The organism is Deinococcus maricopensis DSM 21211, from assembly GCF_000186385.1.
GTDB lineage: Bacteria > Deinococcota > Deinococci > Deinococcales > Deinococcaceae > Deinococcus_B > Deinococcus_B maricopensis.
The window spans coordinates 876,288-902,250 of sequence record NC_014958.1; the positions used below are offsets into that span (position 1 = coordinate 876,288).

A 25,963-nucleotide genomic window follows, 5' to 3' on the forward strand; every position below is an offset into this window, starting at 1 on the left:
CCCCACCGGAGTTCCCCAACACTCAAGGAGGCACCCCATGAAACAACCTGTACGCGTCGCCGTTACCGGCGCTGCCGGCCAGATCGGCTACAGCCTGCTCTTCCGCATCGCCGCGGGCGACATGCTCGGCAAGGACCAGCCGGTCATCCTGCAACTCCTCGAAATCACGCCCGCCCTCAAGGCCCTGCAGGGCGTCGTGATGGAACTCCGCGACTGCGCGTTCCCGCTCCTCGCGGACATCGTCACCAGCGACGACCCCAAGGTCGCGTTCAAGGACGCCGACTACGCGCTGCTCGTCGGCGCCATGCCCCGCAAGGCCGGCATGGAACGCGGCGACCTGCTGAGCGCCAACGGCGGCATCTTCAAACCCCAGGGTGAAGCGCTCGCCGAAGTCGCCAGCCGCAACGTCAAGGTCCTCGTCGTCGGCAACCCCGCCAACACGAACGCCCTCATCGCGCAGCAGAACGCCCGCGGCCTGGACCCCAAGCAGTTCACGGCCATGGTGCGCCTCGACCACAACCGCGCCATCAGCCAGCTCGCCGAGCGCACCGGCAAGCCCGTGAGCAGCATCAAGAACCTCACCATCTGGGGCAACCACAGCTCCACGCAGTACCCGGACCTCGCCCACGCCACCGTGGACGGCCAGCCCGCCCTCGAAGCCGTGAATGACCAGGCGTGGTACGAGAACGAGTACATCCCCACGGTCGCCAAGCGTGGCGCCGCCATCATCGAGGCGCGCGGGCTCAGCAGCGCCGCGTCCGCCGCGAGCGCCGCCATCGACCACATGCGCGACTGGGCGCTCGGCACGGCTGACGGCGAGTGGGTCAGCATGGGCATCCCCAGCGACGGCAGCTACGGCATCCCCGAGGGCCTGATCTACGGCTTCCCCGTCACCGTCAAGAACGGCGAGTACACCATCGTGCAGGGCCTCGACGTCAGCGACTTCAGCCGCGGCAAGATGGACGCGACCGCGCAGGAACTCGAAGAAGAGCGCCAGGCTGTGCGCGACCTCGGCCTGATTTAAGGCCGGAAGGAGGGAGGCCGCGGCATGACGCCGCGGCCTCCCTCCTTCACTCAGCCCTTCACGGTCAACAGGGGCCGAAGCGCCGCGACGGGCAACGCCATGCCGGCGCGTTCGAGGGTGTCCACGGTCGCGGCAATGGCCTTGTATGCGGCGGGCGCCTCCTGCGCGAGTTCCTGCCGTTTGCGCGCCCACACGTCCGCGCGCGTCGTGCGCGGGTTAACGGGCGTCACGACCCGCACGCCCTCCAGGCTCGCGGCGACGCCCGCATCACGCATGGCGCGCCCACGCGCGAGCGCGCGGCCCGCGCCGTGCGCGGCGCTGTGCAGGCTGCTGCCGCACCCCCGACCGACCAGCAGGAAACTCCGGTCACCCATACTGCCGGGCACCAGCACCGGCTCGCCCACATGCTCGAACGGCGTGCCCAGCAGGGCGGCGTCGCCGGGACCGCGCGCGGGCGTCGCGCCCTTGCGGTGCAGCGCCCCCCACGTGAGGTTGTGCGGCGCGTCGTACACGGCCCGCGCGCTGAAGTCGCCCGTCACGCGGCGCAGCGCGTCCAGCGCCTGCAGGGTCAGCAGCGCCCGGTTCACGAACGCGAAATTCGCCGCGTTCGCGATGACGGTGCGCGCTTCGTGCGCCAGCGCCGCGTCCGCCAACGGTACGGCCATGCCGACGTGGCCGCCAGCCGGCCCGGCGAGCGCGCGCAGCACGTGCGCGGCCGCGTGCCCGAAGCCGAGCGAGCCGCTGTGCACCATCACGCACACCGCGCCGGGCCGCACGCCCCACGCGTAGGCGGTGCGGGCATCCAGCACGCGCTCCACCACCTGCACCTCCACGAAATGGTTCCCGCCGCCGATGCTGCCCAGGTGCGCGTCCCGTTTCAGGCCGCCGCGCACCCAGTCGTCGAACACGGCGTGCAGCGGCGCGGGGCGGCTCCCGTGACCTTCCGCGAACACCGCGAGGTCCGCCGTCCAGGCGGACCACAGCGCCGACGAGGGGCGCGCCGCCCGGCTGACCCCAGCAAGACCGTCGGTCAGGACTGCCGCGCGCAGGGCCGCGGTGGTCGGGAGGTCCCGGCCCCCTCGAAGAACGTGCGCCGGAGCGCAACCTCCACGGCGCCCAGGTGCGGGGTCACGTCCGGCGCTGTGAGTGAGGTGACGTGCAGGCGCATGCCGCACCCCACGTCCGCGCCCAGGGCCACCGGGAGCAGCAGGCCGGGCGCGTGAAGGACGGTGCCGACGGGGACGCCCCGGCCCCGGTGGAAATCCGGCGTGAGGGTCACGGTGGGCGTGGCGGTGCCGAACGCCCGCGTGGTGCGGGCCAGGGCGTCCAGCAGGTCGCCCAGTTCCGTGAGTGCCGCGCGTTCCACGCGGACGTCGTCGGTGGCGTGCAGCGTCACCGGAATGCCGTGCGGGTTGTGCACGCACGTGCGAACGCCATCCAGGCGTTCCAGGTCAAGTTTCATGTGGTGTCCTTGTGCAGAGCGAAGCGTCAGCCCGGCGCGCCGGAGGGCGCCGCGCGGGCCTGGGAGGAGGTTCGCCCGCCACAGCAGCCGGTCATCTGGCGGATCAGCCTCAGTGTGCGCGCGCGGCGTCGGGCGCGCATCCGCCAATGGGCGCACCGGAGGAACATCACGTGCGCCGGCGGCAACGTCGGGCGCGCCGGGCCCGTACTCCTGAGCATGACGTTCCTGAAACAGCTGGCGCCTGCAGCGGCCCTCATGGCCGGCGTGGCCCTCGCCCAGACCCTCAGCACGCCGGACGCGCTCGCGCGCCTCGCCCGCGCGGACCGACTGGACGCCGCGTGGTTCAGTGCCGACTTCGCCGCGCTGATCCCGCAGATGCAGGCGGGCTTCCAGGGGTTCCGCGCCGCCTACGGGGACTTCGTGGGCGTCCAGGCCACCGGCACGGACACCTACGCCCTGAAGTACGCGCGCGGCAACGTGAACGTCCGCGCCACCACGGACGCCCGGGGCGTCTTCCGGGGGCTGCTCATCACCGGGATGCAGGCCGCGCCGAGCACCCCCCCGGCGAGCACCGGCGCCGCCCCCACCACCCCGGCCGTCCGCACCGGCGACGCGACCGGTCAGGCGCTCGCGCGCCTCCTGAACGCCGACGCCGCGAACCCGGCGTGGTTCACGCCGGACTTCACGCCGGACGTGCTCGCGCAGGTCGGCCCGGCGCTCGCCGCGTACCGCCAGCAGTTCGGGCGCCTCACGGCCGTCACGTCCATCGGGGAGGAGCAGTACCGCGCGGAGTACGAACGCGGCGCGGTGTTCCTGCGGGCGGGCGTCACGAGCGCCGGGCGGTTCTCGCTGCTGTACCTCGGCGGCGCGCTCCCCAACACCGCCGACGCGGCCGCGCTCACGCGCGCGTTCGGCGCCCTGGGTGGCCACGTGAGCGTCCTCGTGACGCGTGACGACACCACCATCGCCGCGCGCGAACCGGACGCGCGCCTCGCGGTGGGGTCCGCGTTCAAACTGGGCATCCTCGCGGAACTGCAGGCGCAGGTGCGCGCCGGGCAGCACCGCTGGGACGAGGTCGTGACCCTGAGCGACGCGGACCGCTCCTACCCGAGCGGCCGCCTGCACACCTGGCCTGCCGGGACGCCCGTGACCGTCGCGACGCTCGCCACCGAGATGCTCAGCGAGAGCGACAACACCGCCACGGACACCCTGTTGCGGCTTGTCGGCGCGGACGCGGTCGGGCGGCGCCTCAGGCAGCCGGTCGTGCCCAGCACGCGGCAGCTGTTCGTGCTGTCCGCCCCACAGAACGACGCCCTCCGCGCACGCTACGCCGCGGGAAACGACGCCGTGAAACGCGCCGTGCTCGCCGAGGTGAACCAGCAGGGCCGCCCACCTCAGAGCAGCCTCGTGAACAGCGCCGTGACGTACCCGCAGGTGGAGTGGTTCGTGAGCGCGCAGACACTGTGCGGCCTGCTCAAAGACACCGCAGCGCTCCCCAGCACCCGCGTGAACGGCGGCCCGGCCGAGAACCTCGGCTTCCCGAGCGCGTCGTACAAGGGCGGCAGCGAGCGCGGCGTGCTGAACCTCACCACGGTCGTGCGCGGCGCGAGCGGCGCGCAGTACTGCCTGGCCGCCACCTGGAACGACGCCGCCAGCCTGGACGAGCAGACGTTCCTGTCGCTGTACCAGGCGCTGTTCGCCCTCGTGAAGTGAACGTGCAGGCGGGCGGCCCAGACTCCGGGCCGCCCGCCTGCACGCGCGCTGTTACAGGCCCAGCTTGTTCATGTACGCGTGAATGAGCTGCTGCCCGAACAGCAGCGCCACCAGCGCGCCTATCGCGAGGTACGGCCCGAACTTCAGGCGATTCTCGCGCCAGATGGCCAGCTGCACGACGCCCAGCACCGCGCCGGCCAGGACCGCCACGACCAGGGCCACCAGGAATTGCTCCCAGCCGAGGAACGCGCCGATGACCGCCGCGAGCTTCACGTCACCGAACCCCATGGCGCTTGCGTCGAAGGCGTCGTCGTCGCCGGTGTCGGCCGGTTCCGGCTGCGTCCACCAGTACGCGCCCGCGATGAGCGCCGCGGCGCCCGTCGCCGCCAGGGCGTTCTGAACCATCAGGATCAGGCCCGGTCCGACGCCCGTGCTCGCCACCGCGACGCTCACCAGCAGCCCCCCCAGCGTCAGCAGGTCCGGCACGCGCACGACGCGCCGCGCGACGACATTCACGGCCGTGGACGCCAGTGCCGCCGCCACGCCCCACCACACGCCGCCCCACGCGCCCACCAGCGTGGCGAGCGCCACCTGCTGATACCCGATGGGGAAGTCCGGGTACTGCCGCTCCCGGAAGCGGCGCAACACCCACGAGCCCAGCAGGTCGATCAGCATCAGCACGCCCGCGCCGAGCAGCATGCCGCGCAGCGCTTCCGGGAAAGACGGCAAGCCCGCGCTGGACGCGCCGGTCCGCTCGTTCAGCACCGCGAACGCCAGGCCAAGCGCCGCGCCCGGCAGCGTCAAGCTGTCGGGGATGGTGCGGGTGTCCGCGTCGATCATGGACGCCACCAGCAGCAGCGTCATCAGCACCAACAGGCCCAGCAGGCTCGCGCCCACCGCCGAGAACGGGAACACCACGGCCATCAGGGCGTACAGCGCGCCCGTCGCGAGCTCCACCAGCGGGTAACGGACGCGGATGGGCGCGCCGCAGTACCGGCACTTTCCGCGCAGCGCCAGCCACGAGAACACCGGCACGAGGTCCAGCGCGCCCAACTGGTGGTTGCAATTCGTGCAGTGGCTCGGCGGGAACGCGATGTTCTCGCGGCGCGGCAGGCGGTAGATCAGGACATTCGAGAACGAGCCGACCAGCAGGCCCAGCACGCCCGCAAGCACAGCCATCACGGCATCAGGGGTCACGGCTGAAGTGTACCTTTCCGACTCTCACGAACCTCTTTCCCGGCGGGGTACGGTACGCCCAGTTCCTCCCCCAGCGCCGTCAGGAACGCATGGATGGTCCCGGCCCGGCGGGCCGCCTCCGCCCGCCCGCCGGGCGTGCGGAACGTGGCCGGGAGCCGCAGCAGCTTCACGAAGAAGTGGTCGAGGGTGTACTCCCCGTCGTCCAGTGCGCGCGCTTCGCCCCACGGGTCCAGGTCGTGCAGCAGCGCGCGGTCCAAGCGGCCGCCGGTCGCGGCGCACCGCAGGACGCCGAGGGCGCCCAGCGCCTCCAGGCGGTCCGCGTCTTGCAGGGCGTCGCCGAGCGGCGTGTCCGGCGTGGCGCCCCGGCTGAAACTATGGTCCCGCACGGCGCCCGCCACGCGCTCCACCTCGTCCGCCGTGAAGCCCAGGCCGGGCAGCAGCGCACGCGCCACGTCTGCGGAACGCACGCTCGCCTGGGCGCGCTCCGGGTGGTCTTTGGGCAGGTTCACGACGTCGTGCAGCAGCGCCGCCGCCACGGCCGCGCGCGCGTCTCCGGGCGGCGCGAACCGCACCGCCCACACGGCCACGCGCCGCAGGTGTCCCTCGTCGTGCGCGCCGTCCGTGCGCATGCGCGCGCGCACCTCGCCCTGCACCGCGCGCAGCGCGGCGTCCTGCGTCAGCAGGTGGTCCAGATCAACAGTCGAAAACACGCCTCATCATGCCGCGTCACGTCACGAATGGCGCGCACGGACGCCTGATACGCTGACCCTCATGTCGTCCTCACCGGCCCGCCCCGAACGCCTCGACGCCCTGAGCTTCGGGGCGATCATCGTGACCATTCTGTTCTGGGCGTCCGCCTTCGCCGGCATCCGCGCCGGCCTGGAGAGCTTCTCGGCCGGGCACCTCACCCTGTACCGCTTCTTGTGGGCGTCCCTCGCGCTCGGCATCTACGCCGCCGTGGCGCGCATCCCGTTCCCGCCCCGCGCGGACGCGCTGCGCATCCTGGGCCTCAGCTTCATCGGCATCACGCTCTACCACACGTTCCTGAACTACGGCGAGATCAGCGTCCCCGCTGGCACCGCCAGCCTGATCATCGCGGCCGGGCCGGTCATCACGGCCCTGCTCGCCACCGCCTTCGGCGGGGAGCGCCTGAACGCCGTCGGGTGGCTGTCCACGCTCATCAGCCTGAGCGGCGTCGCGCTGATCGTCCTCGGCAAAGGCGAGAGCGTGAACTTCACGACCGGCGCGCTGCTGATCCTCGGCAGCGCCGTGTGCACCGCCACGTACTTCGTGTTTCAGAAGCCGCTGCTGCGCCGTATGCCGCCCTTTCACTTCACGGTGTGGAGCCTGATTCTCGGCACGGTGCCCATGCTGGTGTTCCTGCCGGGCTTCGCCGGTGAGCTCGCGCGCGCGCCGCTGGGTGCGCACCTCGCCGTGGCGTACATCGGCGTGTTCCCCGCCGCGCTCGCGTACCTCACGTGGACGTTCGCGCTGTCGCGCGTGCCCGCGAGCGTCACCACCAGCTTCCTGTACGTCAGCCCGGTGTTCGCCATCCTGATCGCGTGGGTGTGGCTGCACGAGGCGCCCACCGCCCGCAGCCTGCTGGGCGGCGCCGTCGCCATCGCCGGCGTGATCCTCCTGAACCTCCTCGGGCGGCCCCGCACGGCTCCCGCCGCGCCCGCCCGGGAGCGCGACGAATGACGCCCAGCACCGACCCGAACGACCACGCCATCGACCTGCGCGACGTTCGCGTCCGCCTCGGCAACCAGAACGTCCTCGACGGCGTGGACCTGCAGGTCCGGCGCGGTGAGTTCCTCGCGGTCATCGGCCCGAGCGGCGGCGGCAAAAGCACGCTGCTGCGCGTCATCGGCGGCCTCCTGCGCCCCGCGAGCGGCGAGGTGCGCGTGTCCAGCCCACCCGCGTTCGTGTTCCAGGATTACCGCCTGCTTCCGTGGCGCACCGCGCTGCGCAACGTCCAGCTCCCGCACGACCTCGGGCGCGGCAACGGCGGCCTTCCCGCCCGCGAGGCCCTGAAGCTCGTCGGCATGGAGGCGTACTGCCGTTACTACCCGTCCGAACTGTCCGGCGGGATGCGCGCCCGCGTGGCCCTTGCCCGCGCCCTCGCGCAGTCCGGCGACGTCCTCCTGCTCGACGAGCCGTTCGCCGCGCTCGACGCCCTCGTCCGCGAACGCTTCAACGCCGAACTCAAGCACCTGCACGACAAGACCGGGCGCACCACCGTCCTGATCACGCACTCCATCCGCGAGGCCGCGTTCCTCGCGGACCGCGTGGCTGTGCTGCAGCACGGCCGCATCATCGCCGTGCGCGAAACGAACGGCGGCGGGCGCGTCAGCGCGTACACCGACGGCCTCGAAGCGGAACTCCGCGACCTGCTCGGCACCGGCGACAGCACCCGCCTCGTGCGCGAGGAACGCCCCCGCCACGCCTGGTGGTGGTCGGTGCTGCCCCTGGTCGGCCTCGCCCTCGGGCTGCTCGCCTGGCACCTGCGCGCCGACGCCCTCCAGAACCCCCTGCTGCTCCCCCGCCCGCAGGCGGTGCTCGTCGCGCTCCTGCGCGACGCCCCCACCTTCCTGAGCGCGCTGTGGGTCACCGCCCGCACCATGATCGCCGGCGCGCTGCTCGGCGGCGCGCTCGGCGTCCTCTTCGGGTACCTGCTGGGGAAGTTCGTGGCGCTCGAACGCTTCGCCAGCCCGTACCTCGTGGCCCTCCAAAGCACCCCCATCGTCATCCTCGCGCCGTTCCTCACGCTGTGGCTCGGGTTCGGTACAGTGCCGGGCATCGTCGTGTCCGCCATCAGCGCCCTGTACCCCATGCTGGTCGCCGCGATGATCGGCGTGCGCAGCGTCCCCCGGCCCGACCTGGAACTCTTCGCGAGCCTGCACGCCACGCGCGCGCAACGCCTCCTGCGCCTGGAACTCCCGCACGCGCTGCCGGTGCTGCTCGGCGCGCTGCGGCTCGGCATCAGCCTCGCGCTTATCGGCGCGGTCGTGTGGGAGTTCGTGGACCCGAACGTGCGCGGCCTCGGCTTCCTCGTGAACCAGGCGGGCGCGTACTACGACTCCTCCCGCAAGTTCGCGGCGGTGCTGCTGCTCGTGCTGTTCGGCGTGGTCCTGTACGCACTCGTGACCGCCCTGGAACGCTGGAGTCTCCGCCACCGCCCACGCTGAAGGAGGGGCGCCCGCACGGGCGCCCCTCCTTCAGCGTGGGTCCTTCAGGGTTCCAGGCACTGGACGTGCTTCGGGCATTCCCACGCGGCCGAAGCGCTCGGCGCCACCACGAGCATCAGGGCCGCAACAGCGGCAGCAACACGGAACACGTTCTTCATGATTCCCCCCCTGGGGTGCAGTTGACGCGCGGTGAGCAGGACGACGATCAGCAGCGGCCAGGGCCGTAGTTGTCGCCGGAGCACGGGTACGCCGAAGCGGTGCCGCTGACGGCCGCGACCGCGACGGTCAACGTCATCAGGGCCAGGGCCGCACGAAGGAGCTTCTTCATGGTTCACCTCCTCTGGTTGTGGTGTGCCCGTACTGTACGGAACGCGCGCCGCGTGCGCGGCGCAGCTTCGCTTGATTCGCCCGCGCAGGCGCGGTAGGGCGCCGGGTCAGTACGACCGGCGGACGTACGCGAAGTACGCACGCACCGACGCGGGCGCGAACAGCAGCACGCAGAAGACCATGAACAGCGCCGCGAGGCCCAGCGACAGGCCCGCCACGAGCGTCAACCCCGAACGCACAGGCCCGGCGGGCCGCACCGCGAGGTCCTGCAGCAGCGCGACGTTCACGATGACGCCGGTCAGGCCACGCGTGAACAGCAGGAACCCCAGCACCAGCCGCGCCCACAACCGGGCGATGTAGATCTGCCACGCCAGCGCGCCCATGATCAGCAGCCACACGACCTGACCGCCCGTCGGTTGCCCCACCACGGCGGTCAGCAGCAGCAGCAGCAGCCCCAGGCCGAGCATGGTGCCCAGCACGCCCACCACCGTCCGGAAGCCCCGGCGGATCAGGCGTTCTTCCGCCTGCACCTCCGCGTGCTCCGCGGAGGCGTCCGGAACGGTGGGTTCCAGCGGCGCGGGTGCAGATGCAGCGGCGTGGCGGCCAAGCGGGCGATCATCCATGACCACATCGTCCCATGACCGGCGGACGGGCATGCCCGCAAAGCCACGCGGCCCGGTAACTGCACCGGACCGCGTGAGGAGAGCGTTACAGGTACTGGCGGTGATCGGCGAGCATGCAGCGGTCCTGAATGACGTCCATGCCGCGCGCGCTCAGACGCTCCGCGAACGCGTCATTGCGGATGCCGAGCTGCAACCACACCGTCTTCGGCGCGTGCACCATCGAGAGGATGTCCGCCTCGTGCTCCAGCACGGCCTCGCTGCGGCGGAACACGTCCACGATGTCCACCGGCACCTCGATGTCCGCGAGGCGCGCGACGACCTTATGCCCGAAGTACGTCTCGCCGGCCAGCGCAGGGTTCACGGGAATGACGGTGTACCCCTGGCGGTGCAGGTACTCCGGGACGTAATGCGCGGGCTTCGTGGGGTCGCGGTGGAAGCCGACGACCGCCACGACCTTCTGTTCCTGCAGGACGTGCGTGACGTCCTTGATGTCCGTGAGGATCATGCCTTCACCTCGGCGAAGGCCGCGCGCGCGGCCTCCAGGGTCCGTTCGAGTTCGGCGTCGCCGTGCGCCGCACTCACGAAGATGCTCTCGAACTGGCTGGGCGCCCAGTACACGCCGCGCGCCAGCAGCGCCTGGAACCACCGCGCGAACGCGGCGGTGTCGGCGTTCGCGGCGTCCGCGTACGAACGCACCTCCCCGTGCGGGAGCGTGGCCGCGTCGAGGAAAAACACCGTGAGCATGCTGCCGATATGCTGCACGGTCACGGGCACGCCCGTCGCGTCCGCGGCGGCGCGCAGGCCGTCGGCGAGGCGCGACGTGTACGCGTCCAGGCGCGTGTACACGTCGGGGTCCGCGTCGAGCGCGCGCAGGGTCGCCAGGCCGGCGGCCATGGCGAGCGGGTTGCCGCTGAGCGTGCCCGCCTGGTACACGGGGCCCTGCGGGGACACGAAGTCCATGACGTCCGCGCGGCCGCCGTACGCGCCGACGGGCAGGCCGCCGCCGATGATTTTGCCCCAGCAGATCAGGTCCGGGTGCAGGCCGAGGCGTTCGGTCGCGCCGTTCCGCGCGAGACGGAAGCCGGTCATGACCTCGTCCGCGATGAGGAGCGTGCCGCCCTCGCGCGCGCGGTGCAGCGCCGCGAGGAACGCCGGAGTGGGCACGATGACGCCCGCGTTCCCGATGACCGGTTCGAAGATGATCGCGGCGATCTCGTGCCCGCGTTCCCGCATGAGTTCGTCGAGGGCGTCCGCGTCGTTGTACTCGCTGACCAGCGTCAGCTGCGCGTACGCCTGCGGCACGCCGGCGCTGCTGGGCGCGCTCGCGCCCAGCCCGTCCGCGTTCGTGATCAGGCCGCTGCCGGCCTCCACGAGCAGCCCGTCGGCGTGCCCGTGGTAGTTCCCGCGGAACTTCACGATGTAGTCCCGGCCGGTGAAGCCGCGCGCGAGCCGCAGGGCGCTCATGGTCGCCTCGGTGCCGCTGTTCACGAACCGGACCTTCCCGACGCCGGTCACGCGGACGATCAGTTCCGCGAGGTCCACCTCGCGCCAGCCGGGCGCGCCGAAGCTCGTGCCGCCCGCAAGGGCATCCGTGATGGCCGCGCGCACGTCCGGGTGGTTATGCCCCAGGATCATGGGGCCCCACGAGCCGATGTAATCGATGAGGTCGTTGCCGTCCGCGTCCGTGAGGTACGCGCCGCTCGCCCGCTCAATGAAGCGCGGGCTGCCGCCCACGGACCGGAACGCCCGCACGGGCGAGTTCACGCCGCCGGGCGTGACGGCACGCGCGCGCGCGAACAGCGCCTCGGACCGTTCGGGCGCGTGGCCGACCCGGGGTTCCGGCGGGCCGTCGCGCATGACCTGCTGCTCACTCACTTCACTCACCCGACCACCTTACCGGAAGGGCACGTGAGGAAAGGCGACGGGTCACGCAGACGGGCGGGGCGCGCAAGCATCCCGCCCGTCTGCGTGTGGCTGGCCTTACTTGCGGATGGCCGCGTCCGCCGGGAGGACGTAGATGGTCGCGAGGCCCCACGGCTGAGGCTTCGCGGGGTACTTGGCGTCGCGCCACACGACGTAGTTGCCGATGGCGTCGGCCTTCAAGACGGTGTTCTTGTACGGCGCGTCCGGCCACGTCACGCCCTCGGGCGCGTCCGCGTCGGCCACGGCGATCAAGCCGCCCGCGCCGAGTACGTCACTGAGTTTCGCCATGGGCGCGTACCCGTCGATGCACCAGAACATCACCTGCGCGCCCTGCTGCGCGAGTTCGTCCACGTTCGGGATGCGCGCGCGCAGGAACGCGTCGAGGTCGTACGCCTTCACGTTCACGTCGCGGTTGTAGAGGTAGTCGGCGGGGATGGCGACCATTTCGGCGCTCCCGGTCGCGGCGAGCGTCGCAGGCGTCACGGTGGCGTTCGCGAGGGCGGTCACGCGGAACAGCGCGAGCTGCTGCGCTTTGCTGGGCACGGGCGCGGCGTGCGCGGCGCCCAGCAGGGTCAGGGTGGCGAGAGCGGACAGGGCAGAGCTGACGGTTCGGTTCATTGCCCATCTGTTGTACTGGCGATTCCCGTGAAGTCAAGGCGAACTTGACCGCGCCGGGAGGAACCTCACGTTTCGTCGTCCTCGGCGGTGGCGTCCGCCGCGGCGGGCGCAGCGCGCGTACGCAGCTGCCCGCCGCCCTTCGGCCGACCGGGGAACATCCGCTGGATGTCCTGAAACGCCGGGTGCTGCCGGATGCCCGCAATGCCCGCCGCGCCGCGCGTGGCCGGCACCGCGCGTTTCGGCGCGGCCGGGGCCGGGTCGGCGTCGTCCTCCCACGGGGACGGCTCGGGGGCAGGCAGGGGCGCGGTCGCCGGGACCGGCGTGGCGACCGCGACCGCCGCGGGCGCGTCCTCCCAGGGGCTCGGCTCCGGCGTGGCTGGGGGCGCCGCCCTCGGTTTGGGCGGCCCGAACGGCATGTCGCCGCCCAGGTCGTCCCAGTCCGGCTCCATCGTGATGGGTTCCGGCTCGATGTAGACCTTGCGGGCGCCCGCTTCGGCGGGCAGTGGAGGCGCGTCGGCCACGTGCGCCGCTGGGGCCGTGATCGCCTGCGGCAGCGGGGCGGGCACCGCGTCGTCCGGGCTGGGCGGCGGAACGCGCACCTCCGCGGCGGGCGCGGCAGGTTCCCGGCGGCGCGGCGTGGGCGGCCCGAACGGCGGGATGTCGTCCACGCTCGCGCGGCGCGGCGTGACCTCCGCGCGCGGGGCTGGGTCGGGCAGCGGCGCGAAGTCCGGGCCGCGCGCCGCCCGCTCCCGCGGGGCGGCCGTGGCAGCCGGGGTTGGCGGCGTGGCCCGCCGTGGGGCGGGCTCCGTCGGGCCCGGCTCGTCGTGGTCGTTGCCGCCACTGGGGGCTGAGCCGCCGGCGCGGCCGCTCGGCCCGGCGCGTTTCGTGACGTCCGGGCTGATCAGCTCGAACGTGACCGGCCCGAACACCCGCGCGACCAGTTTCGCGACCTCGTCGAACTTGTCCGCGACCTGACGCGCATGGAACTTCCCGCGCTCGTCGTACGTGAGGCTCACGTACCCGTCCTGCGTGTGCATGCGCGCGGGCTTCAGGAACGCGCGCGTCTGCATGCCCGCGAGGCGCACCACGTCCGCCCAGGTCCCGCCGGTCGGTGGGGGCGGCGCGGCGTCCACCGGCGCGCGCGCGGGGACCGGCCCCGCCGGGCCTCGGCGTTCGCCCGGGTCGAAGGCTGGCACGCCCCCACCGGGCCCGGCGGGCGCAGCCGGGCGGGCGCCACTCGCGCGCAGCGCCGCGAGGTCCCGTTCCAGCTTCGTGAGGCGCGCCGCCAGGTCCCCGGCGGGCGCCGAGGCCGCCGCGACCGGACGGGCAGGCGCCCCACTGGCCGCGCTGTCCCCCTCGGCTTTCAGGAGCGCGTGCGTGAGCGCCAGTTCCAGGCTGCCCAGGTCCGCCGCACGCGCAAACCGCGCCTCCTGCTCGTCCAACGCAGCCTGCAGGCGCAACAGGCGCGGCACGTCCGCGCCCTCCATGGCCTCGCCGTCCAGGCCGAGTTCCGCGTGCAGCGCGTCCCGCAGGGCCGACACGAGGCCCTCCACGACCGTGCGCGCCGCGAAGCCGTCGCGGTACAGGCGGCCCGCCTCCCCGAGCGCGCCCGCCGCGTCCCCCAGCACCAGGGCGCGCGCCATGTCGCGCACGCGCTCGCCGGGCGGCAGGCCGAGCGCCGCCTCGACGCCCGCGCGGGTCACGTTGGTGCCCGCTGCGAGCATGCGTTCCAGCAGGCTCTCGCCGTCACGCATGGCGCCGTCCGCGAGGCGCCCGATCAGCGCGAGCGCCTCAGGCTGCGCGCGGACCCCTTCGCGCTCCGCGATGCCCGTGAGCTTCCCGGCGATCTCGGTGTCCGTGAGGCGCCGGAAGCGGTAGTGCTGGCAGCGGCTCATGATGGTCGGCAGGACCTTTTCAGGCTCTGTCGTCGCCAGAATGAAGATCACGTGCGCGGGCGGCTCCTCCAGTGTCTTGAGCAGCGCGTTGAACGCCGCGCGGCTCATCATGTGCGCCTCGTCGAGGATGTAGATCTTCTTGCCGCCGCGCATGGCCGCGAGCCCGACCTTCTCGCGCAGTTCGCGGACGTCGTCGACGCTGTTGTTGCTGGCCGCGTCGATTTCCAGCACGTCCGGGTGCGACCCCGCGCGGACCTCCAGGCAGGACGGGCACGTGCCGCACGGCTTGGGGTCCGGGCCGGTGCAGTTGGCGGTCATGGCGATCAGGCGTGCGGTGGTGGTCTTGCCGACGCCGCGCGGGCCGCTGAACAGGTACGCGTGCCCGACCCGGCCGGCTTCGAGGGCGGCGCGCAATACGTCCTTGACGTGCTCCTGCCCGACCACCTCATCCCAGTGGATGGGTCGGGCGCGCTGGTAGATGGCGCTCATGCCGGGCGGCCTCGGGGGGTGGGGGAGGGGGTGCGGACCTTCACTGGACCATCCTAGCGTCCGGGGAGGCTTTACGCAGTGAGCGAAATCCGCCTGACTTCAGAAGGCCCGCTCCAGAGGCAGCAGGGCCCCTGCCCCACCCAAAGGGGCAGGCGGGAGCGTACGCTCCCGCCTGCCCGCCCGCTGTTAGTAGCGGTACTGCGTGTTCTCGGTGACTTGCACGTTCAGCGTGCGGTTCGCGCCGCGCGTGACCGTCAGCGTGGCGGTGCTGCCGTTGCGCGTCAGCGTGCCCACGTACCCGCCGGACGTCTGACGGGTGTTCTGCAGCGCGTACCCCTGACGCTGCAGGTCCGCAACCTTCTGGTCGTACGCGCTGCGCGCCGGGTCCTGCAGCTGCACGCCCGTGAACGCGCCCAGCAGGTTGCGGAACAGGTCCAGCACGACGTTTCCGGGCTCCTGCGGCGTGACGGCCAGCGGGAAGTCCGCGTTCACGTTCGTGGTGCCGCCGGCGCGCACCGTGACGGTCGTGGTGTAGTCACGCGCGCCGGGCGCCTGCACGCGCACCGGGTACGTGCCGGGGCGGATACCGCTATACGTGACGTTCGCGCCGCCGAGCCGCTGGTTGTTCAGGTACACGGTGGCGTTCGGGACGTTCGTGCCGACGAACACGCTGCCGGTCTGCACGGGCGTCTGCGCGGTCACGTTGAAGAACGCCGTGTCGGTCACCCAATTGTTCTGCGGGACGGGGTTCACGACGATGCTGAGCGCCTGCGCGAACTCCTGCTGCCCCTTGGCCGCCACGGTCGCGAACTGATCCTGGCTGCTCCGGAAGGTGCTGAGCTGCGACAGGTCCAGCGGCGTGGTGCTCGCGAGCGCGAGGACCTTGTTCAGGCCGGCCTCGCCGTCCACCGTGAAGCGGAACGCGCTGCCTGCCGGGGGGAACACGGCGGTGGTGTTCGCCTTCACGAAGTTCTCGCCGCCGAGGCGGTTCGGGAGGATCTGCGTGACGTCGCCGGACGGGTCGACGCTGAACAGGTACACGTACGCGTCCTGGTTGACGGTCGTGCTGATGGTGACGTTCTCACCCGCGCGGTAGTTGGGGACGCCGGTGCCGCTGGGGTCGCGGTCCACGCGGACGCGCACCGTCAGGTCCGCCGGGGTGGGGTTCACGATGATGCTCTGGGCACTGATGCGCGGTTGCGCGAACGCCGCGCCGGTCAGGGCCACGCCGAGCGCGAGGCCGCAGGTCATACGTTTGTTCATGGCTGCATGATGCGCGGCGCGCTTGACGGGCGCCTGACGCCCCTCCTCAGAGGACTTGTGGGGCTTCTCATGAACCGCGCGCAGGCTGGCTTGCTCACCAGCAGCCGACCAACGAAGCCAGGTCCCGCCGGGTGAACGTCACCGGGGTGAGGGCCGGTACGTACCCGGTAGGCGACCGCACCTGCGCCCCACCGGCGGTCCAGATCACCCGCACGCCCGGCATGGTCCACCCATCCGGGCCGGTGGACGCCGTGCGCGCCACCCGGCGGACCACCCAACGTCCACACGTCAGCACGGCCTGCTGCGCCCACATGCCGGGCTGCACCGTTCCTTCCAGGCAAAGGTGCGGCCAAAACCACGGCGCGTGCGGCGCGGCCCAGACCCGCTCCACGCGCGGGCGCGGCCAGACCCACGGCGTCAGCAGCACCGCCACCACGGCCGCCAGGACCCACCACCGCGGCAGGGTCGGCGCGCATGCCCCGACCCTGCACCCCGCCAGCGCGCGCGGACGCGCCCGTGAGCGGCGCCGCTACCCCTGCAGGTCCGCGCGGGACTCCTCGGTGCCGCCCACGATCCGGTCCTCCACCACCAGGCGCTGCGGGTCGTCCACGACCAGCACCTCGCGGCCCAGTTCCACCGTCAGCGTTTCCTGCGCGGTCACGGCGCGGCGCAGCACCCGCACGTCCTGATACGCGACGATGTCCTTCACGACGCGCGACGCCACGCGGTACACCTCAATTTCCCGCCGCTCCCCGGCGCGCAACTCCTCACCGTCGATGGTGACCATGCCCGCCCCGGGCGCCACCTCGATCACCAGCGTCTCCACGGTCTCCTCGGCCGGCAGGTGCACGGTGCGCGTCTCCACGCGCCGCGCGACCGTCACGTGACCGATGCGTTCATGCACGCGGTCCACCACCAGGCGTTCCTCGCGCAGCTGCACGCGCGCCACCTCATGCAGGTCGTTCATGGCCACCTGCTCATTGGCACGCCGTTCATTCGGGTCGTTCATGCTCATGTGGCCTCCAGCGTGGCGCGGGGACGAGGGTGCCTCGTCCCCGCGCCGGGGTGTCCGGTCCGGCGCGGGGCCGGCCCTGTTGGGTTAGCGTTGGTTTTCGGGGCGGTCGATCTTGCCGTCCATGCGGTCGATCGTGTTGTCCACGGCGTCCACGCCGCGTTCCACGATGCCGCGGTCGTCATGGGTGCGGGTGCCGGCGCTCATGGTGCTGTCGGTGGCGATGCCCTCGCCCGAGATGCGCGCCTCGCCGGTGCGGTTCACGTCGAGCACTTCGCGGCCCACGGTTTCCGTGAAGGTCTGCGTGTCGCTGACGGTGCGCTCGCCGACGCTGACTTCCTCGGTCACGTACGCTTCCTTGCGGACGTTCGCGCGTTCCGCTTCGAGGTCCACGCGGATGGCGGCGGTGTCGGCGCCCAGCACGGCACCCTCGACGGGACGCTGGTCGGTGACGGCGTGACGCTCGATGACGACCTCGTCACGGCTCACGGTGACGTTCACGTTCTCCTGGCGCGTCTCGACATGCTTGCCGATTTCGACGCTGCCCGCCACGTAGCGGTCCTTGTCGACGATCAGGCGCTCTTCGAGCAGCTGCAGGCGACCGGGCGTCTTGAACATGGTGTCGCTGGTGTCCTGGTCGCGGTAGTTGTAGCGGCGCTCGGTGGCGGCCCCTTCGGTCATGGTGCCGACGGCGGCTTCGTCATAGCCGATGTTGCCGTTGTAGCCGGTGCCGCGCAGGACGCGCTCGTCGCTCACCTGGGCGTCGTAGTCGTACGACTCACCCAGGGCGTAGGCGCGCATGTCCTTGACCTGGTCCTTGGTGAGGTTGTCGAAGTACACGCCGTCGTCCTCGGTGCGGGCGTACCCGACGGGGATCAGCACGTCTTTGCTGCTGAACCAGCCGCCGACGTCCACGATCAGGTAGCGCAGGCGGCCACTGTCCGGTTCCACGAGCGCGCCGCGCACGGTGCCGAGCTTCTCGCCGTCCATCCCGTAGGCGGTCTGCCCGGTGGGGTCGTAGATGTTGTCGCTCTTGAAGTCGTAGTTACGGTCACGCATCAGGTCAGACAGGGAAATCAGGTTCGCCATGTGGTGCTCCTTCTGCCTTACCGGCAACGGCAAGGGCGGTGTGATCTAACGTCCCGAGTGTCCACCCGGCCAGCATGGAAAAGCTGAGGGGGGGACATAGGGTCAGTTCAGAAATCAAGTGCCCCTAAACCCTGCGGGGTGTTTTCTCCATGAACGTGCCAGAAGCATGAACGACCGCGCCCTTCCTAAAGGCCCGCCCGCGCCCCGTGCGTCAGGACACCTGCCGCGCGCCCGGCCCGTAGCATGACGGCATGTCCCGACGCGTTCCGCTCGTGCCCACGCTGCTGGTCGTGTGCGCCCTGATCGCCGCTGCCTTCCTGTTCGCCCGCCGGGCACCCGGCGAGGGCAGCACCGACGTGCGATTCATCCGCGAGATGACTCAGCACCACCTGCAGGCCATCGACATGGCCGTGCGCCTGCGCGACCGCACGCAAGACCGCGACCTGCGCGCCATCACGCTCGACATCATGCTGTCCCAGCAGGACCAGGTGGGGCAGATGCGCGGGTGGCTGACCCTGTGGGGCCGCCCGTGGGCGGGGCAGGGCATGACCGCCGAGCACGCCCGCGCGATGGGCATGGCCAGCGCGGCGGACCTCCGCTCGCTCGACACGCTGCCGGTCCGCGACGCCGAAACGCAGTTCCTGAAGCTGATGATCCGCCACCACCAGGGCGCCCTCAGCATGGTCCAGCCGGTCCTGAACGGCGGCGTGCAGCCGGCGGTGCAGGCGCTCGCGCAGCAGATCAACGCCACGCAGACCGGCGAGATCAACCTGATGAAGTCCCTGCTGGCGCGCCGCGGCGAGCAGGCCCCCACGCCCAGCATGCCGGACATGCCGGGCATGAGCGACCACCACCACTGACCTGCGCGCGGGCGGGCCGACGCTCAAGTGAGGGTCGGCCCTCGCCGTTCACCAGTCGTCCGAGTCGTCGTCCATCTTCCGGCGCGCTTCCCGCCGCGCCCGCCGCCGTTCCTCCTTGCCGCGCGTGCGTTTCGGCTTCGGCGGGACCTGCAGCGTGTACAGCCGCCCCGCGTCGCACGCCGCAGGGACCTCGCCCAGCCGCAGCTGCGCCTCCGCGAGGTCCCCGCGTCCCGCCGGGTGGAAGTGCGTGCCCGCGCAGTACGGGCAGGGGTCCACCACCCACAGCAGCACCCGCGTGCCCGGCATCTCCCGCAACGTCACCGGCGCGACCGGCGCGCGCTCCACACTGCCCCTCCCCTTGCCCTTCATGCCCCGGAGTGTCCCGCGTGGCGCGTCCGCGCGCCGTGGCGCACGCGACAAAGGCCCGCGTTCACCACGGCATGCCGCGCAGATCCACCCGCCCCGCCGGCCACGCGCGGATGGACGCGCGCACCGGTAGGACCATCACCGGCGAACCGGCCCGCTCCACCCACATGCCCTCGTCCGGGTCGAGGCTCCACGTGCTGTTGGGCACGCGCACGAACCCACCCGACGCGTAGAACGGCGCGACCTCCTCGCGGCACTCCAGGAACGCGAAATCCACATCCGGTGCGGCGTGCGGCAGGGTCCGCAGCAGCCGCGCGCCGTACCCGCGCCCACGGTGCGCCGGGTGCGTCGCCACGGCGCCCACGCCGGCCACGCGCACGTCCTCGCGGCCCACGCGCACCGTGCGTCGCCCGAACCCCAGGTGCGCGAGCACCTCACCGTCCGGCGCTGAGAGCCACAACCGCGCGTCCGCCGGGCCGCCCCAGAACGACGTGCCCGCCCAGAAGTCCGCGAACTGAGGGTACGCCGCCATCAGCAGCGCCCGGAAGCGCCCTTCCTGTTCCGGCGTGATATCCGCCGCGTGGGTCAACTGCACCTTGAACGGGTTCGGCATGCTTCAGGGACCATAGCGCGTGCCGAGCGCCCAGCACGCCGGAAATGGCGGTTTCGCACACCCTTGCGCGCCCCCGCCTTGCTACCATGAGGTATGCCCTGAACAGGGTACGACGACGCCCACCCCATGAACACCACCGCGTGTTTAGAGGGGCGTTTTTTTATTTCCCCCCGCCCGGAGGCTCACCGTGCAGCACAACGACTTGCTGACCCTGCGTGCCCAACTCGCCAAAGCGGAAAAAGAAGCGCGGCGCACGCCCAAAACGCCCCCACCGCCCCCAGCGGCCAAGCCCGTGAAGCCTCAGCGCGAAGCGGACCTCGCCGGCATCGACACGCGCGACCACACGCTCGCCCGCGCCCACGCCCGCCTCCGTGACGCCATCCTCGACGGCCACTACGACGTGCGCCCGCACGCCGTCGGTCACGCCCGCGCCGAAGGGTTCCTGGAGCACGACATCCTCCACGTCCTCATGAGCGGCCGCGTGAAGGCCGTGTACCCCGAAGACCGCCGCTGGCTGGTGTGCGGCACCTTCGAGGCGCACGGGTTCCGCATCCCCCTGCACGTCGTCGTGGAGGTGCACGAGCGCGACCACTGGATGGACATCGTCACGGCGTTCGTCCCGAAAAACCCGCACCACGTCATCAGCCGCGCGCGCCTCGCGGTGCTGCTCCGCTGGGACAACGAGCAGGTGCAGCACCGCACCGCCACGCCCGGCAACAAACCCGGAAATCGCAGCAAAGGCCACTGGCGCAAGGGCGCCTGAGCTCCGGGCTGCCTGAGGAAGTCGAGCGTGCGGTACGTTCCGAAAGCCGTGCCTGGCGTGGGCTGGCGCATCGGGAACACCGAAATGAAGCGCTGGTGGGGTGAGCCGCAGGCGGCCTACCCCGCGGCGCTGCTGCACGAACTGAACGGCCCGAAACGCCCAGCGCCGCTCATGGCCCTCGCCCGCCAGCCCACCTGAGGGTCCGCCCTGCTCCACGATTGCGTCACGCCCGCGTCGCTATGCTGCGGGCGTGACGCGTTTGGGTTTGGAAGACACAATAGCCGCCATTTCGACCGCGCCCGGCGCGGGCGGCATCGGCGTGGTCCGCGTGAGCGGTGAGGACGCCCTGCGGGTGGCGGACGCGATGTTCGCCGGGCGGCGCGCGCCGGGCCGCACGCCCGGCGGGCGCTTCCTGTACGGCCGCGTGCTGGACGCCTCGGGCGACGTGGTGGATGAGAGCCTCGCGCTGGTGTTCCGCGCGCCGCACAGCTACACCGGCGAGGACGTCGTGGAGTTCCAGACGCACGGCAGCCCCGCTGTGCTGAACCGCGTACTGGCGCGCGCGCTCGAAGCGGGCGCGCGGCCCGCGAAGCCCGGGGAGTTCACGCTGCGCGCGTACGTGAACGGCCGCCTGGACCTCGCGCAGGCCGAAGCGGTCCTGAGCCTCGTGAACGCGCAGACGGACACCGCGCGGCGGCAGGCGACGCTCGGCCTGACGGGCGCCCTGGCGAACCGCGTGGCCCTGATCCAGTCGCGCGTCACGCGGGTGCTCGCCGCCGTGCAGGCCATGCTGGACTACCCGGAGGAGGGCGTGCCCGAAGAGGACCGCGAAACGCCGCTCGCGCTCGCCGCGCAGGACTTGGAGGCGCTCATTGCGTCGTCCCGCGCGGGGCAGCTGGCCACGCGCGGCGCGCGCCTCGCGCTGATCGGCCGGCCGAACGCCGGGAAGAGCAGCCTCCTGAATGCCCTGCTGGGGTACGAGCGCAGCATCGTCACGCCCGTGGCGGGCACCACGCGCGACTACCTGGAGGCGCAGCTGGAACTGGCCGGCGTGCCGATCACGCTCGTGGACACCGCGGGCCTGCGCGACACCGACGACGCCATCGAGGCGGCGGGCGTGCGGCAGGCGGTGGCGCTCGCGGGCGGCGCGGACCTGATCCTGCACCTGGAAGACGGCAGCAGCCCCCGCGAGGACGCCGCGCTCGACACCCCCGCGGACCGGACGCTGCACGTGCGCACCAAGGCGGACCTGCCGCCCGCCTGGGCGGACGCCGCGACCCTGCCGGTGAGCGCCGTGACGGGGGCGGGCCTGCCGGCGCTGCGGGAAGCGATTCGCGCGCGGCTGCTCGGCGACGCGGCGCGCGGCGAGGCGTGGCTCACCACCGAACGGCAGGGGGACGCGGCGCGGCGCGCGCTCGGGCACGTGCAGGCCGCCCGCGCCCTTCCGGACGAACTGGCCACGCTGGAACTGGAGGAGGCCCTGCGCGCCCTGAACGACCTGACGGGCCGCGACGTGACCGAGGACGTCGTGGACGCCGTCTTCCGGAACTTCTGCGTCGGCAAGTGAGCCCGGCCGCGCCCCTGCGGGGTCAGCGGGTGGGGCGGCAGCTCAGGCGGTCCGTGAGAACCAGGGCGTTCGTGACCTCCTCGGACGGCAGGTCACCGCGGACGGTGCTGCCGTCCGTGACGCGCAGCGTGCGCGGGCGGCCGCGCGTGTCCGTCACGCGGTACGCGCCCTTGGCGTTCAGGCGCACGGCGCGCGCGAGGCACGCGGCGTCCGCGGACCCGAACGTCGCCGTGAGCGTGCGCGCCTGCCCCTGCTCCGCCCACGTGAACGTCAGGGTGTGCGGCCGGTTCGGTTCAAGGTGACGTTCGGCGCCACTTCGGGCTGTCAGGGCGCCCGTGATGGACAGCAGGATCGGCGCGAGCGCCGTCAACGCCCACACCCGCGCGGCGCTGAGCGCCCCGGGCCGCGCGAGCACCCGCACCAACACTCCAGCGGTCAGCACCGTGACCGCCACGAACACCCACGCGAGCGCCGAGGCCATCAGGAACCGCCGGCGCGTCGCTGCGCTTCCTCCAGGGCGGCGCGCGCCGTCGCCTTCCCGCTCGTGGCCTTCAGGATCGCGTCCTCCAAGTACCGCTGCCACTGCGCGTACTCCGGCAGGCGCGGGCGCGGCACGGCATCGTCCAGCTGCGCGAACACCGCCTTGCGGTACGGGTTCTGCGCGTAGTAGGTCTGCAGCTGCGCCTGCACGCTGCGGCGCGGCGTCATGTACGCGGTGCGTTCCACCCAGCGTTTCAGGGTGTCGCCGTCCATTAGGTACCGCCAGAACGCGAACGCGCCCGCCTGCTCCGGCGCGCTGGCGCCCTGCAGCACCACCAGCTGCGCGCCGCCGAATGGAACGGCGCACACCTTCTCGCACGGCATGGGCGCCGCGCCCGGGCGGAACAGGAACCCGAGGCGGTCGAAGTCCGTCCAGTTCGCGATGCTCGCCGCCGCGATCACGTGCTGCCCGCGCACGAAGTCCACGGCGGCGCGCGTGCCGTCGCTCAGCGTGCGCGGCTGCGCGGCGCCCGCCTGCGTGAGCCGCACGAGCGATTCGAGGGCCGCGACGACCTCCGCGCTCGTGAAGTTCGGCTGGTCACCGCGGACGACGCTGCCGCCGCGCGCGGCGACCAGCTGCTCGAACGTCCACGCGTCCGCGCCGAACACGAACGCGCGCCGACCGCTGCTGAGCTTGCGCGCGGTCACCTCGAACTCCGTCCAGGTGCGCGGCGCGTTCACGCCGGCCTTCTTGAACGCACCGATGTTGTAGAACAGCACGGGCGTGCTGACGTTCCACGGCAGGCCGTACCGTTTCCCGCCGTAATCGCCGTAGTTCCACACGGCCGGGTAGAAGTCCCGGCGGAGGTCCGCGTCGAGTTTCGCCTCGTACTGGTCGAGGTTCACGAGGCGGCCCTCCGCGACGAGCTGCGGGAAGTACGTGAGTTCCGCCTGGAACAGCACGGGCGCGTTCCCGGCTTTCAGGGCGCCCTGGAGTTTCTCCTGCGCCTGACGGTAGTTGCCGACGCTGGTCGGCACGACGCGGTACTGGTTCTGGCTGCGGTTGAATTCGTCCGCGAAGCGCTGAACGAGGTCGCGGACGCCCTCCATGCTGTGCCAGAACGTGACGGTGACGGGCGCGGCGCCCGCCGTGACGGCGAGGGCGAGCGCGAGGGTGGCGGCGGCGCGGCGCATACCCCGGCAGTATCGCGCACGCGCATGAGCGGCGCCATGATGAAGGCCGGAAGGGCCGCGCGTGCGTAGCGGGTGCGATACTGCACGCATGCAATGGTTCACGCGGACACTGATGGCGTTGTGGGTGGTGCTGGGGGTGGCGTTCGCGCAGACCCCCGCGGCGGAACAGGCCGCGGACGCAGCGGTGCGAACGTGGCTGGCGGGCGGGTTCACGACGAAGATCGACCCGGAGGACCCCTGGAAGGCCCTGCGGCAGACGCTGAACTTCCAGCCGGCCCCCCGTGACGGGCGCGTGAATGTCGCCCTGCGCGAGTTCGGCACCGCGGAGGGGAACACCGAGACGTACCGCTACCCGGTCGCGGACCGCGCCGGGAACCTGCTGACGTACGACGTGACGGTCACGCGCGGCACCGACGGCACGTGGACGCCCACGCGCATCATGCCGGAAGCGGCGCAGGCGAGCCTGCCGGAGAGCCTGAAATCGCCGCTCGCGACGGTCGTGTTCGCGCTGCTCAGCGTGGCGTTTGTGGTGGCGGCCTTCACGAACACCTTTATCCGGGAGGGCCTGCGCCGCGCGCTCGCCATCGCCCGCGAGACGCTTCCTGTGTACGGCGTCATCAACGCGCTGCTGTACGGCGTGTTCGCGCTCGGCATGGCGTTCGGCGTGTCATTCCCGGAAGCGGCGCGTGAACTCGGGAACCTGCTGGGCGGGAGCCTGCGCCAGACCGGCATCCTGGACTTCGCGAGCAACGTCCCTTCACTGGCGCTGGGCATCTTCACGTGGAACTTCATGAGCGGCGCGTTCCTCACCACGTACGTGCCGGGGTTGTTCCTGGGCGTGCCGGCGCCGCTGTTCAACCTCGCGCGGTTCTTCGCGATTGGCGTGGCGCTCGCGCCCACCGAGGGGCTCGGGGCGTCGTTCTGGCTGCACCTGCCGGTGATCATCATCGAGCTGCAGGCGTACATCTTCATTGCGTGCGCGGCGGTCGGGTGGCTGTTCCGCTGGCCGCGCGTGGGGTTCGTGCGCGCGTGGCGGGATTACGCGTACAGCCTGCTGCCGGCGGCGCTGCTGCTCTTGATCGGCGCGTGGTACGAGGCGCTGGAGATTCTGGTGCTGGTGCCGATGTTCCGCTGAGCGGGAACCCGCAGCAGGAGGCCGACCCACACGTGGGTCGGCCTCCTGCTGGTTGGGGTGGGTTACCGGGCGGGGCGCGCGGGCTGCTCGGGCTGGCGGTGCGACGGGGTGGCACCGAGCGCGTGCAGGCGTTCAGTGAGGGCCTGCACGTCGCCCTGCCATTCGGTGCGCGTCATGAACGGCGCGAAACCGAGGGCGTGGTTGATGCCGAGCATGGCGGCGTTCACGTCGGCGTTGCCGGTGCGGACGCGCGCCGCGCCGGGGCAGTGCGCGCGGACGTGCTGCAGCATGCTGGCCTTCAGCCACTTCCCGAGGCCGCGCCCGCGGTGGTCGGGCCGCACCGCCGTGGCGCCCTGGTACACGAGCGGGGCGCGCTGCGGGGACCAGAACACTTCGGTGTACGCCACGAGTTCCCCGGTGGGGAGGTGCTCGACGGCCATCAGGTGTCGCTGCTCGCCCGCTGCGGCGACGCTGTCCTCCCACGCGCGGATCATCTCGGGCGTGATGGTCCAGTCGTCCATGTCCAGGTCGCCCTTGGGGGCGGTGTTCATGACCATCATGACCTGCGCGGTGCGCTCCAGGTACGCCTCGGGAATGCGGGTGAAGTGGTGCAGGCGGTACGGCTCGCTGTCGGGGCGGGCGGTCCAGCGGGCAAGCAGGGCTGCGTCGAGCGCGTCGAGGCGCAGCTCGTTGCTGATCATGGGAAGGGCGGGTTCCGCGCCGAGCGCGCGCGCGAACGCTTCACCGGCGGGGCGTCGGCTGCCGGTCCACACGGTGATGGTGCGGCGGCCTTCCGCACGCGCCGCGTCGAGGACGGCGGCGGCCAGCGCGCGCCCCACGCCGCGGCGGGTGTGATCGGGGTGGACGAGCACGTCCGCGAAGGCGATGTGGAGGTTCTGCTCGGTGGAGTACCCGAGGGTCGCCCAGCCGACGGGTTCGCCGCGCTCGTCGCGGGCGAGGAACAGTTGCACGTCCTCGCCGGGGGTGACGTGCCGGAGGTCCTCGGCGTCGGCTTCGGGGATCATCGGGGGGTCTTCGGGGAAGCTGACGGCGTACGCGGCGGCGCGGAGGTGCGCGCCGGCGAGGCGCACGTCGAGCGGTGCGGTGCGGGCGTCGTGACGTTCGATCTGGACGGTGGAAGGCATGCCCTGATGGTGCGCGT

Annotated in this window: 27 protein-coding genes; 9 read left to right on the forward strand and 18 right to left on the reverse strand. The window is 72.1% G+C overall.

Annotated elements, in window-relative coordinates; all coding sequences use genetic code 11:
- Window positions 1-37: 37 nt before the first annotated feature.
- Window positions 38-1,024, forward strand: a complete 987-nt coding sequence (locus tag DEIMA_RS03990) for a malate dehydrogenase (protein WP_013555947.1) — start codon at window positions 38-40, stop codon at window positions 1,022-1,024.
- A 50-nt stretch (window positions 1,025-1,074) separates the two neighbouring features.
- Here the strand turns inward: DEIMA_RS03990 and DEIMA_RS17225 are convergent, their stop codons facing one another.
- Window positions 1,075-1,977 carry an RtcB family protein gene (locus tag DEIMA_RS17225; protein WP_052303279.1) on the reverse strand — a complete coding sequence of 301 codons (903 nt, stop codon included), beginning with the start codon at window positions 1,975-1,977 and terminating at the stop codon, window positions 1,075-1,077.
- Between the two features lie 77 nt (window positions 1,978-2,054).
- Window positions 2,055-2,486 (reverse strand): RtcB family protein, encoded by a 432-nt coding sequence (locus tag DEIMA_RS17510; protein ID WP_052303280.1) that lies wholly within the window; start codon window positions 2,484-2,486, stop codon window positions 2,055-2,057.
- 216 nt (window positions 2,487-2,702) lie between these two features.
- On the opposite strand from DEIMA_RS17510, the gene DEIMA_RS04000 reads away from it, so the two are divergent.
- Window positions 2,703-4,199 (forward strand): serine hydrolase, encoded by a 1,497-nt coding sequence (locus DEIMA_RS04000; RefSeq protein ID WP_013555948.1) that lies wholly within the window; start codon window positions 2,703-2,705, stop codon window positions 4,197-4,199.
- 51 nt (window positions 4,200-4,250) lie between these two features.
- Here DEIMA_RS04000 and DEIMA_RS04005 read toward each other — a convergent pair whose 3' ends face one another.
- Window positions 4,251-5,396 carry a prepilin peptidase gene (locus tag DEIMA_RS04005; protein ID WP_148234899.1) on the reverse strand — a complete coding sequence of 382 codons (1,146 nt, stop codon included), beginning with the start codon at window positions 5,394-5,396 and terminating at the stop codon, window positions 4,251-4,253.
- A complete protein-coding gene (locus DEIMA_RS04010) occupies window positions 5,393-6,106 on the reverse strand; it encodes an HD domain-containing protein (RefSeq protein ID WP_013555950.1) in 714 nt (237 codons plus the stop codon). Before DEIMA_RS04010 ends, DEIMA_RS04005 begins: the two co-directional genes overlap by 4 nt.
- Before the next feature lie 61 nt (window positions 6,107-6,167).
- Between DEIMA_RS04010 and DEIMA_RS04015 the strand changes: the two genes are divergently transcribed.
- On the forward strand, window positions 6,168-7,097 hold the full coding sequence (locus DEIMA_RS04015) for a DMT family transporter (protein WP_013555951.1): 930 nt from the start codon (window positions 6,168-6,170) through the stop codon (window positions 7,095-7,097).
- Window positions 7,094-8,584, forward strand: a complete 1,491-nt coding sequence (locus DEIMA_RS04020; RefSeq protein WP_013555952.1) for an ATP-binding cassette domain-containing protein — start codon at window positions 7,094-7,096, stop codon at window positions 8,582-8,584. Before DEIMA_RS04015 ends, DEIMA_RS04020 begins: the two co-directional genes overlap by 4 nt.
- A gap of 205 nt (window positions 8,585-8,789) precedes the next feature.
- Here the strand turns inward: DEIMA_RS04020 and DEIMA_RS18825 are convergent, their stop codons facing one another.
- From DEIMA_RS18825 to DEIMA_RS04065, 9 genes are all read right to left on the reverse strand, one after another.
- Window positions 8,790-8,912: a hypothetical protein gene (locus tag DEIMA_RS18825; RefSeq protein WP_013555953.1), complete on the reverse strand. Its 123-nt coding sequence runs from the start codon at window positions 8,910-8,912 to the stop codon at window positions 8,790-8,792.
- A 106-nt stretch (window positions 8,913-9,018) separates the two neighbouring features.
- Window positions 9,019-9,534: a hypothetical protein gene (locus tag DEIMA_RS04025; RefSeq protein ID WP_043816442.1), complete on the reverse strand. Its 516-nt coding sequence runs from the start codon at window positions 9,532-9,534 to the stop codon at window positions 9,019-9,021.
- Window positions 9,535-9,619: 85 nt separating this feature from the next.
- The gene (locus DEIMA_RS04030; protein WP_013555955.1) at window positions 9,620-10,039 is read right to left on the reverse strand and encodes a CoA-binding protein; all 420 of its coding nucleotides are present in this window, start codon (window positions 10,037-10,039) and stop codon (window positions 9,620-9,622) included.
- Window positions 10,036-11,391 carry a glutamate-1-semialdehyde 2,1-aminomutase gene (gene hemL / locus DEIMA_RS04035; RefSeq protein WP_043817068.1) on the reverse strand — a complete coding sequence of 452 codons (1,356 nt, stop codon included), beginning with the start codon at window positions 11,389-11,391 and terminating at the stop codon, window positions 10,036-10,038. Before hemL ends, DEIMA_RS04030 begins: the two co-directional genes overlap by 4 nt.
- 123 nt (window positions 11,392-11,514) lie before the next feature.
- On the reverse strand, window positions 11,515-12,075 hold the full coding sequence (locus tag DEIMA_RS04040; protein WP_013555957.1) for a hypothetical protein: 561 nt from the start codon (window positions 12,073-12,075) through the stop codon (window positions 11,515-11,517).
- Window positions 12,076-12,140: 65 nt separating this feature from the next.
- Window positions 12,141-14,459, reverse strand: coding sequence for a DNA polymerase III subunit gamma/tau (gene dnaX, locus DEIMA_RS04045; protein WP_013555958.1), 2,319 nt, complete (start codon window positions 14,457-14,459; stop codon window positions 12,141-12,143).
- A 186-nt stretch (window positions 14,460-14,645) separates the two neighbouring features.
- A complete protein-coding gene (locus DEIMA_RS04050; protein WP_013555959.1) occupies window positions 14,646-15,722 on the reverse strand; it encodes a DUF4384 domain-containing protein in 1,077 nt (358 codons plus the stop codon).
- 529 nt (window positions 15,723-16,251) lie between these two features.
- On the reverse strand, window positions 16,252-16,731 hold the full coding sequence (locus DEIMA_RS04060; RefSeq protein WP_169311918.1) for a YsnF/AvaK domain-containing protein: 480 nt from the start codon (window positions 16,729-16,731) through the stop codon (window positions 16,252-16,254).
- Window positions 16,732-16,821: 90 nt separating this feature from the next.
- Complete coding sequence (locus tag DEIMA_RS04065; RefSeq protein ID WP_013555961.1) at window positions 16,822-17,823, reverse strand: PRC and DUF2382 domain-containing protein; 1,002 nt, start codon at window positions 17,821-17,823, stop codon at window positions 16,822-16,824.
- Between the two features lie 251 nt (window positions 17,824-18,074).
- On the opposite strand from DEIMA_RS04065, the gene DEIMA_RS04070 reads away from it, so the two are divergent.
- The gene (locus tag DEIMA_RS04070) at window positions 18,075-18,683 is read left to right on the forward strand and encodes a DUF305 domain-containing protein (RefSeq protein ID WP_013555962.1); all 609 of its coding nucleotides are present in this window, start codon (window positions 18,075-18,077) and stop codon (window positions 18,681-18,683) included.
- A gap of 48 nt (window positions 18,684-18,731) precedes the next feature.
- Here DEIMA_RS04070 and DEIMA_RS17765 read toward each other — a convergent pair whose 3' ends face one another.
- Window positions 18,732-19,052: a hypothetical protein gene (locus DEIMA_RS17765; protein ID WP_013555963.1), complete on the reverse strand. Its 321-nt coding sequence runs from the start codon at window positions 19,050-19,052 to the stop codon at window positions 18,732-18,734.
- Between the two features lie 61 nt (window positions 19,053-19,113).
- On the reverse strand, window positions 19,114-19,662 hold the full coding sequence (locus DEIMA_RS04080; protein WP_013555964.1) for a GNAT family N-acetyltransferase: 549 nt from the start codon (window positions 19,660-19,662) through the stop codon (window positions 19,114-19,116).
- A 187-nt stretch (window positions 19,663-19,849) separates the two neighbouring features.
- On the opposite strand from DEIMA_RS04080, the gene DEIMA_RS04085 reads away from it, so the two are divergent.
- The 3 genes from DEIMA_RS04085 to mnmE are packed head-to-tail and all read left to right on the forward strand — an operon-like array spanning window position 19,850 to window position 21,992.
- Window positions 19,850-20,425 carry a DUF4258 domain-containing protein gene (locus tag DEIMA_RS04085; protein WP_013555965.1) on the forward strand — a complete coding sequence of 192 codons (576 nt, stop codon included), beginning with the start codon at window positions 19,850-19,852 and terminating at the stop codon, window positions 20,423-20,425.
- Between the two features lie 27 nt (window positions 20,426-20,452).
- The gene (locus DEIMA_RS17770; protein WP_013555966.1) at window positions 20,453-20,623 is read left to right on the forward strand and encodes a hypothetical protein; all 171 of its coding nucleotides are present in this window, start codon (window positions 20,453-20,455) and stop codon (window positions 20,621-20,623) included.
- A 52-nt stretch (window positions 20,624-20,675) separates the two neighbouring features.
- Window positions 20,676-21,992, forward strand: a complete 1,317-nt coding sequence (gene mnmE, locus DEIMA_RS04090) for a tRNA uridine-5-carboxymethylaminomethyl(34) synthesis GTPase MnmE (RefSeq protein WP_013555967.1) — start codon at window positions 20,676-20,678, stop codon at window positions 21,990-21,992.
- A gap of 22 nt (window positions 21,993-22,014) precedes the next feature.
- On the opposite strand, the gene DEIMA_RS04095 is transcribed toward mnmE, so the two are convergent.
- Window positions 22,015-22,473 carry a hypothetical protein gene (locus DEIMA_RS04095; protein WP_013555968.1) on the reverse strand — a complete coding sequence of 153 codons (459 nt, stop codon included), beginning with the start codon at window positions 22,471-22,473 and terminating at the stop codon, window positions 22,015-22,017.
- Window positions 22,473-23,666 (reverse strand): ABC transporter substrate-binding protein, encoded by a 1,194-nt coding sequence (locus DEIMA_RS04100; RefSeq protein WP_013555969.1) that lies wholly within the window; start codon window positions 23,664-23,666, stop codon window positions 22,473-22,475. The genes DEIMA_RS04095 and DEIMA_RS04100 overlap by 1 nt, the downstream gene beginning before the upstream one ends.
- Window positions 23,667-23,754: 88 nt before the next feature.
- Between DEIMA_RS04100 and DEIMA_RS16765 the strand changes: the two genes are divergently transcribed.
- Complete coding sequence (locus tag DEIMA_RS16765; RefSeq protein WP_013555970.1) at window positions 23,755-24,801, forward strand: stage II sporulation protein M; 1,047 nt, start codon at window positions 23,755-23,757, stop codon at window positions 24,799-24,801.
- 62 nt (window positions 24,802-24,863) lie between these two features.
- Here DEIMA_RS16765 and DEIMA_RS04110 read toward each other — a convergent pair whose 3' ends face one another.
- Window positions 24,864-25,946, reverse strand: coding sequence for a GNAT family N-acetyltransferase (locus tag DEIMA_RS04110; RefSeq protein ID WP_148234901.1), 1,083 nt, complete (start codon window positions 25,944-25,946; stop codon window positions 24,864-24,866).
- Window positions 25,947-25,963 lie beyond the last annotated feature (17 nt).

Excerpts from the sequence above, each read along its gene's own strand:
- DEIMA_RS17765 (WP_013555963.1), bottom strand. The coding sequence starts at position 19,052 with ATGAAGGGCAAGGGGAGGGGCAGTGTGGAGCGCGCGCCGGTCGCGCCG.
- DEIMA_RS04100 (WP_013555969.1), bottom strand. The coding sequence starts at position 23,666 with ATGCGCCGCGCCGCCGCCACCCTCGCGCTCGCCCTCGCCGTCACGGCG.
- DEIMA_RS04000 (WP_013555948.1), top strand. The coding sequence starts at position 2,703 with ATGACGTTCCTGAAACAGCTGGCGCCTGCAGCGGCCCTCATGGCCGGC.
- DEIMA_RS04050 (WP_013555959.1), bottom strand. The coding sequence starts at position 15,722 with ATGAACAAACGTATGACCTGCGGCCTCGCGCTCGGCGTGGCCCTGACC.
- dnaX (WP_013555958.1), bottom strand. The coding sequence starts at position 14,459 with ATGAGCGCCATCTACCAGCGCGCCCGACCCATCCACTGGGATGAGGTG.
- DEIMA_RS04080 (WP_013555964.1), bottom strand. The coding sequence starts at position 19,662 with ATGCCGAACCCGTTCAAGGTGCAGTTGACCCACGCGGCGGATATCACG.
- DEIMA_RS04030 (WP_013555955.1), bottom strand. The coding sequence starts at position 10,039 with ATGATCCTCACGGACATCAAGGACGTCACGCACGTCCTGCAGGAACAG.
- DEIMA_RS04015 (WP_013555951.1), top strand. The coding sequence starts at position 6,168 with ATGTCGTCCTCACCGGCCCGCCCCGAACGCCTCGACGCCCTGAGCTTC.
- DEIMA_RS04025 (WP_043816442.1), bottom strand. The coding sequence starts at position 9,534 with ATGGATGATCGCCCGCTTGGCCGCCACGCCGCTGCATCTGCACCCGCG.
- DEIMA_RS04065 (WP_013555961.1), bottom strand. The coding sequence starts at position 17,823 with ATGGCGAACCTGATTTCCCTGTCTGACCTGATGCGTGACCGTAACTAC.
- DEIMA_RS17510 (WP_052303280.1), bottom strand. The coding sequence starts at position 2,486 with ATGAAACTTGACCTGGAACGCCTGGATGGCGTTCGCACGTGCGTGCAC.
- hemL (WP_043817068.1), bottom strand. The coding sequence starts at position 11,391 with ATGCGCGACGGCCCGCCGGAACCCCGGGTCGGCCACGCGCCCGAACGG.
- DEIMA_RS04070 (WP_013555962.1), top strand. The coding sequence starts at position 18,075 with ATGTCCCGACGCGTTCCGCTCGTGCCCACGCTGCTGGTCGTGTGCGCC.
- DEIMA_RS16765 (WP_013555970.1), top strand. The coding sequence starts at position 23,755 with ATGCAATGGTTCACGCGGACACTGATGGCGTTGTGGGTGGTGCTGGGG.
- DEIMA_RS04095 (WP_013555968.1), bottom strand. The coding sequence starts at position 22,473 with ATGGCCTCGGCGCTCGCGTGGGTGTTCGTGGCGGTCACGGTGCTGACC.
- DEIMA_RS04110 (WP_148234901.1), bottom strand. The coding sequence starts at position 25,946 with ATGCCTTCCACCGTCCAGATCGAACGTCACGACGCCCGCACCGCACCG.
- DEIMA_RS04040 (WP_013555957.1), bottom strand. The coding sequence starts at position 12,075 with ATGAACCGAACCGTCAGCTCTGCCCTGTCCGCTCTCGCCACCCTGACC.
- DEIMA_RS04060 (WP_169311918.1), bottom strand. The coding sequence starts at position 16,731 with ATGAACGACCCGAATGAACGGCGTGCCAATGAGCAGGTGGCCATGAAC.
- DEIMA_RS03990 (WP_013555947.1), top strand. The coding sequence starts at position 38 with ATGAAACAACCTGTACGCGTCGCCGTTACCGGCGCTGCCGGCCAGATC.
- DEIMA_RS04020 (WP_013555952.1), top strand. The coding sequence starts at position 7,094 with ATGACGCCCAGCACCGACCCGAACGACCACGCCATCGACCTGCGCGAC.
- DEIMA_RS18825 (WP_013555953.1), bottom strand. The coding sequence starts at position 8,912 with ATGAAGAAGCTCCTTCGTGCGGCCCTGGCCCTGATGACGTTGACCGTC.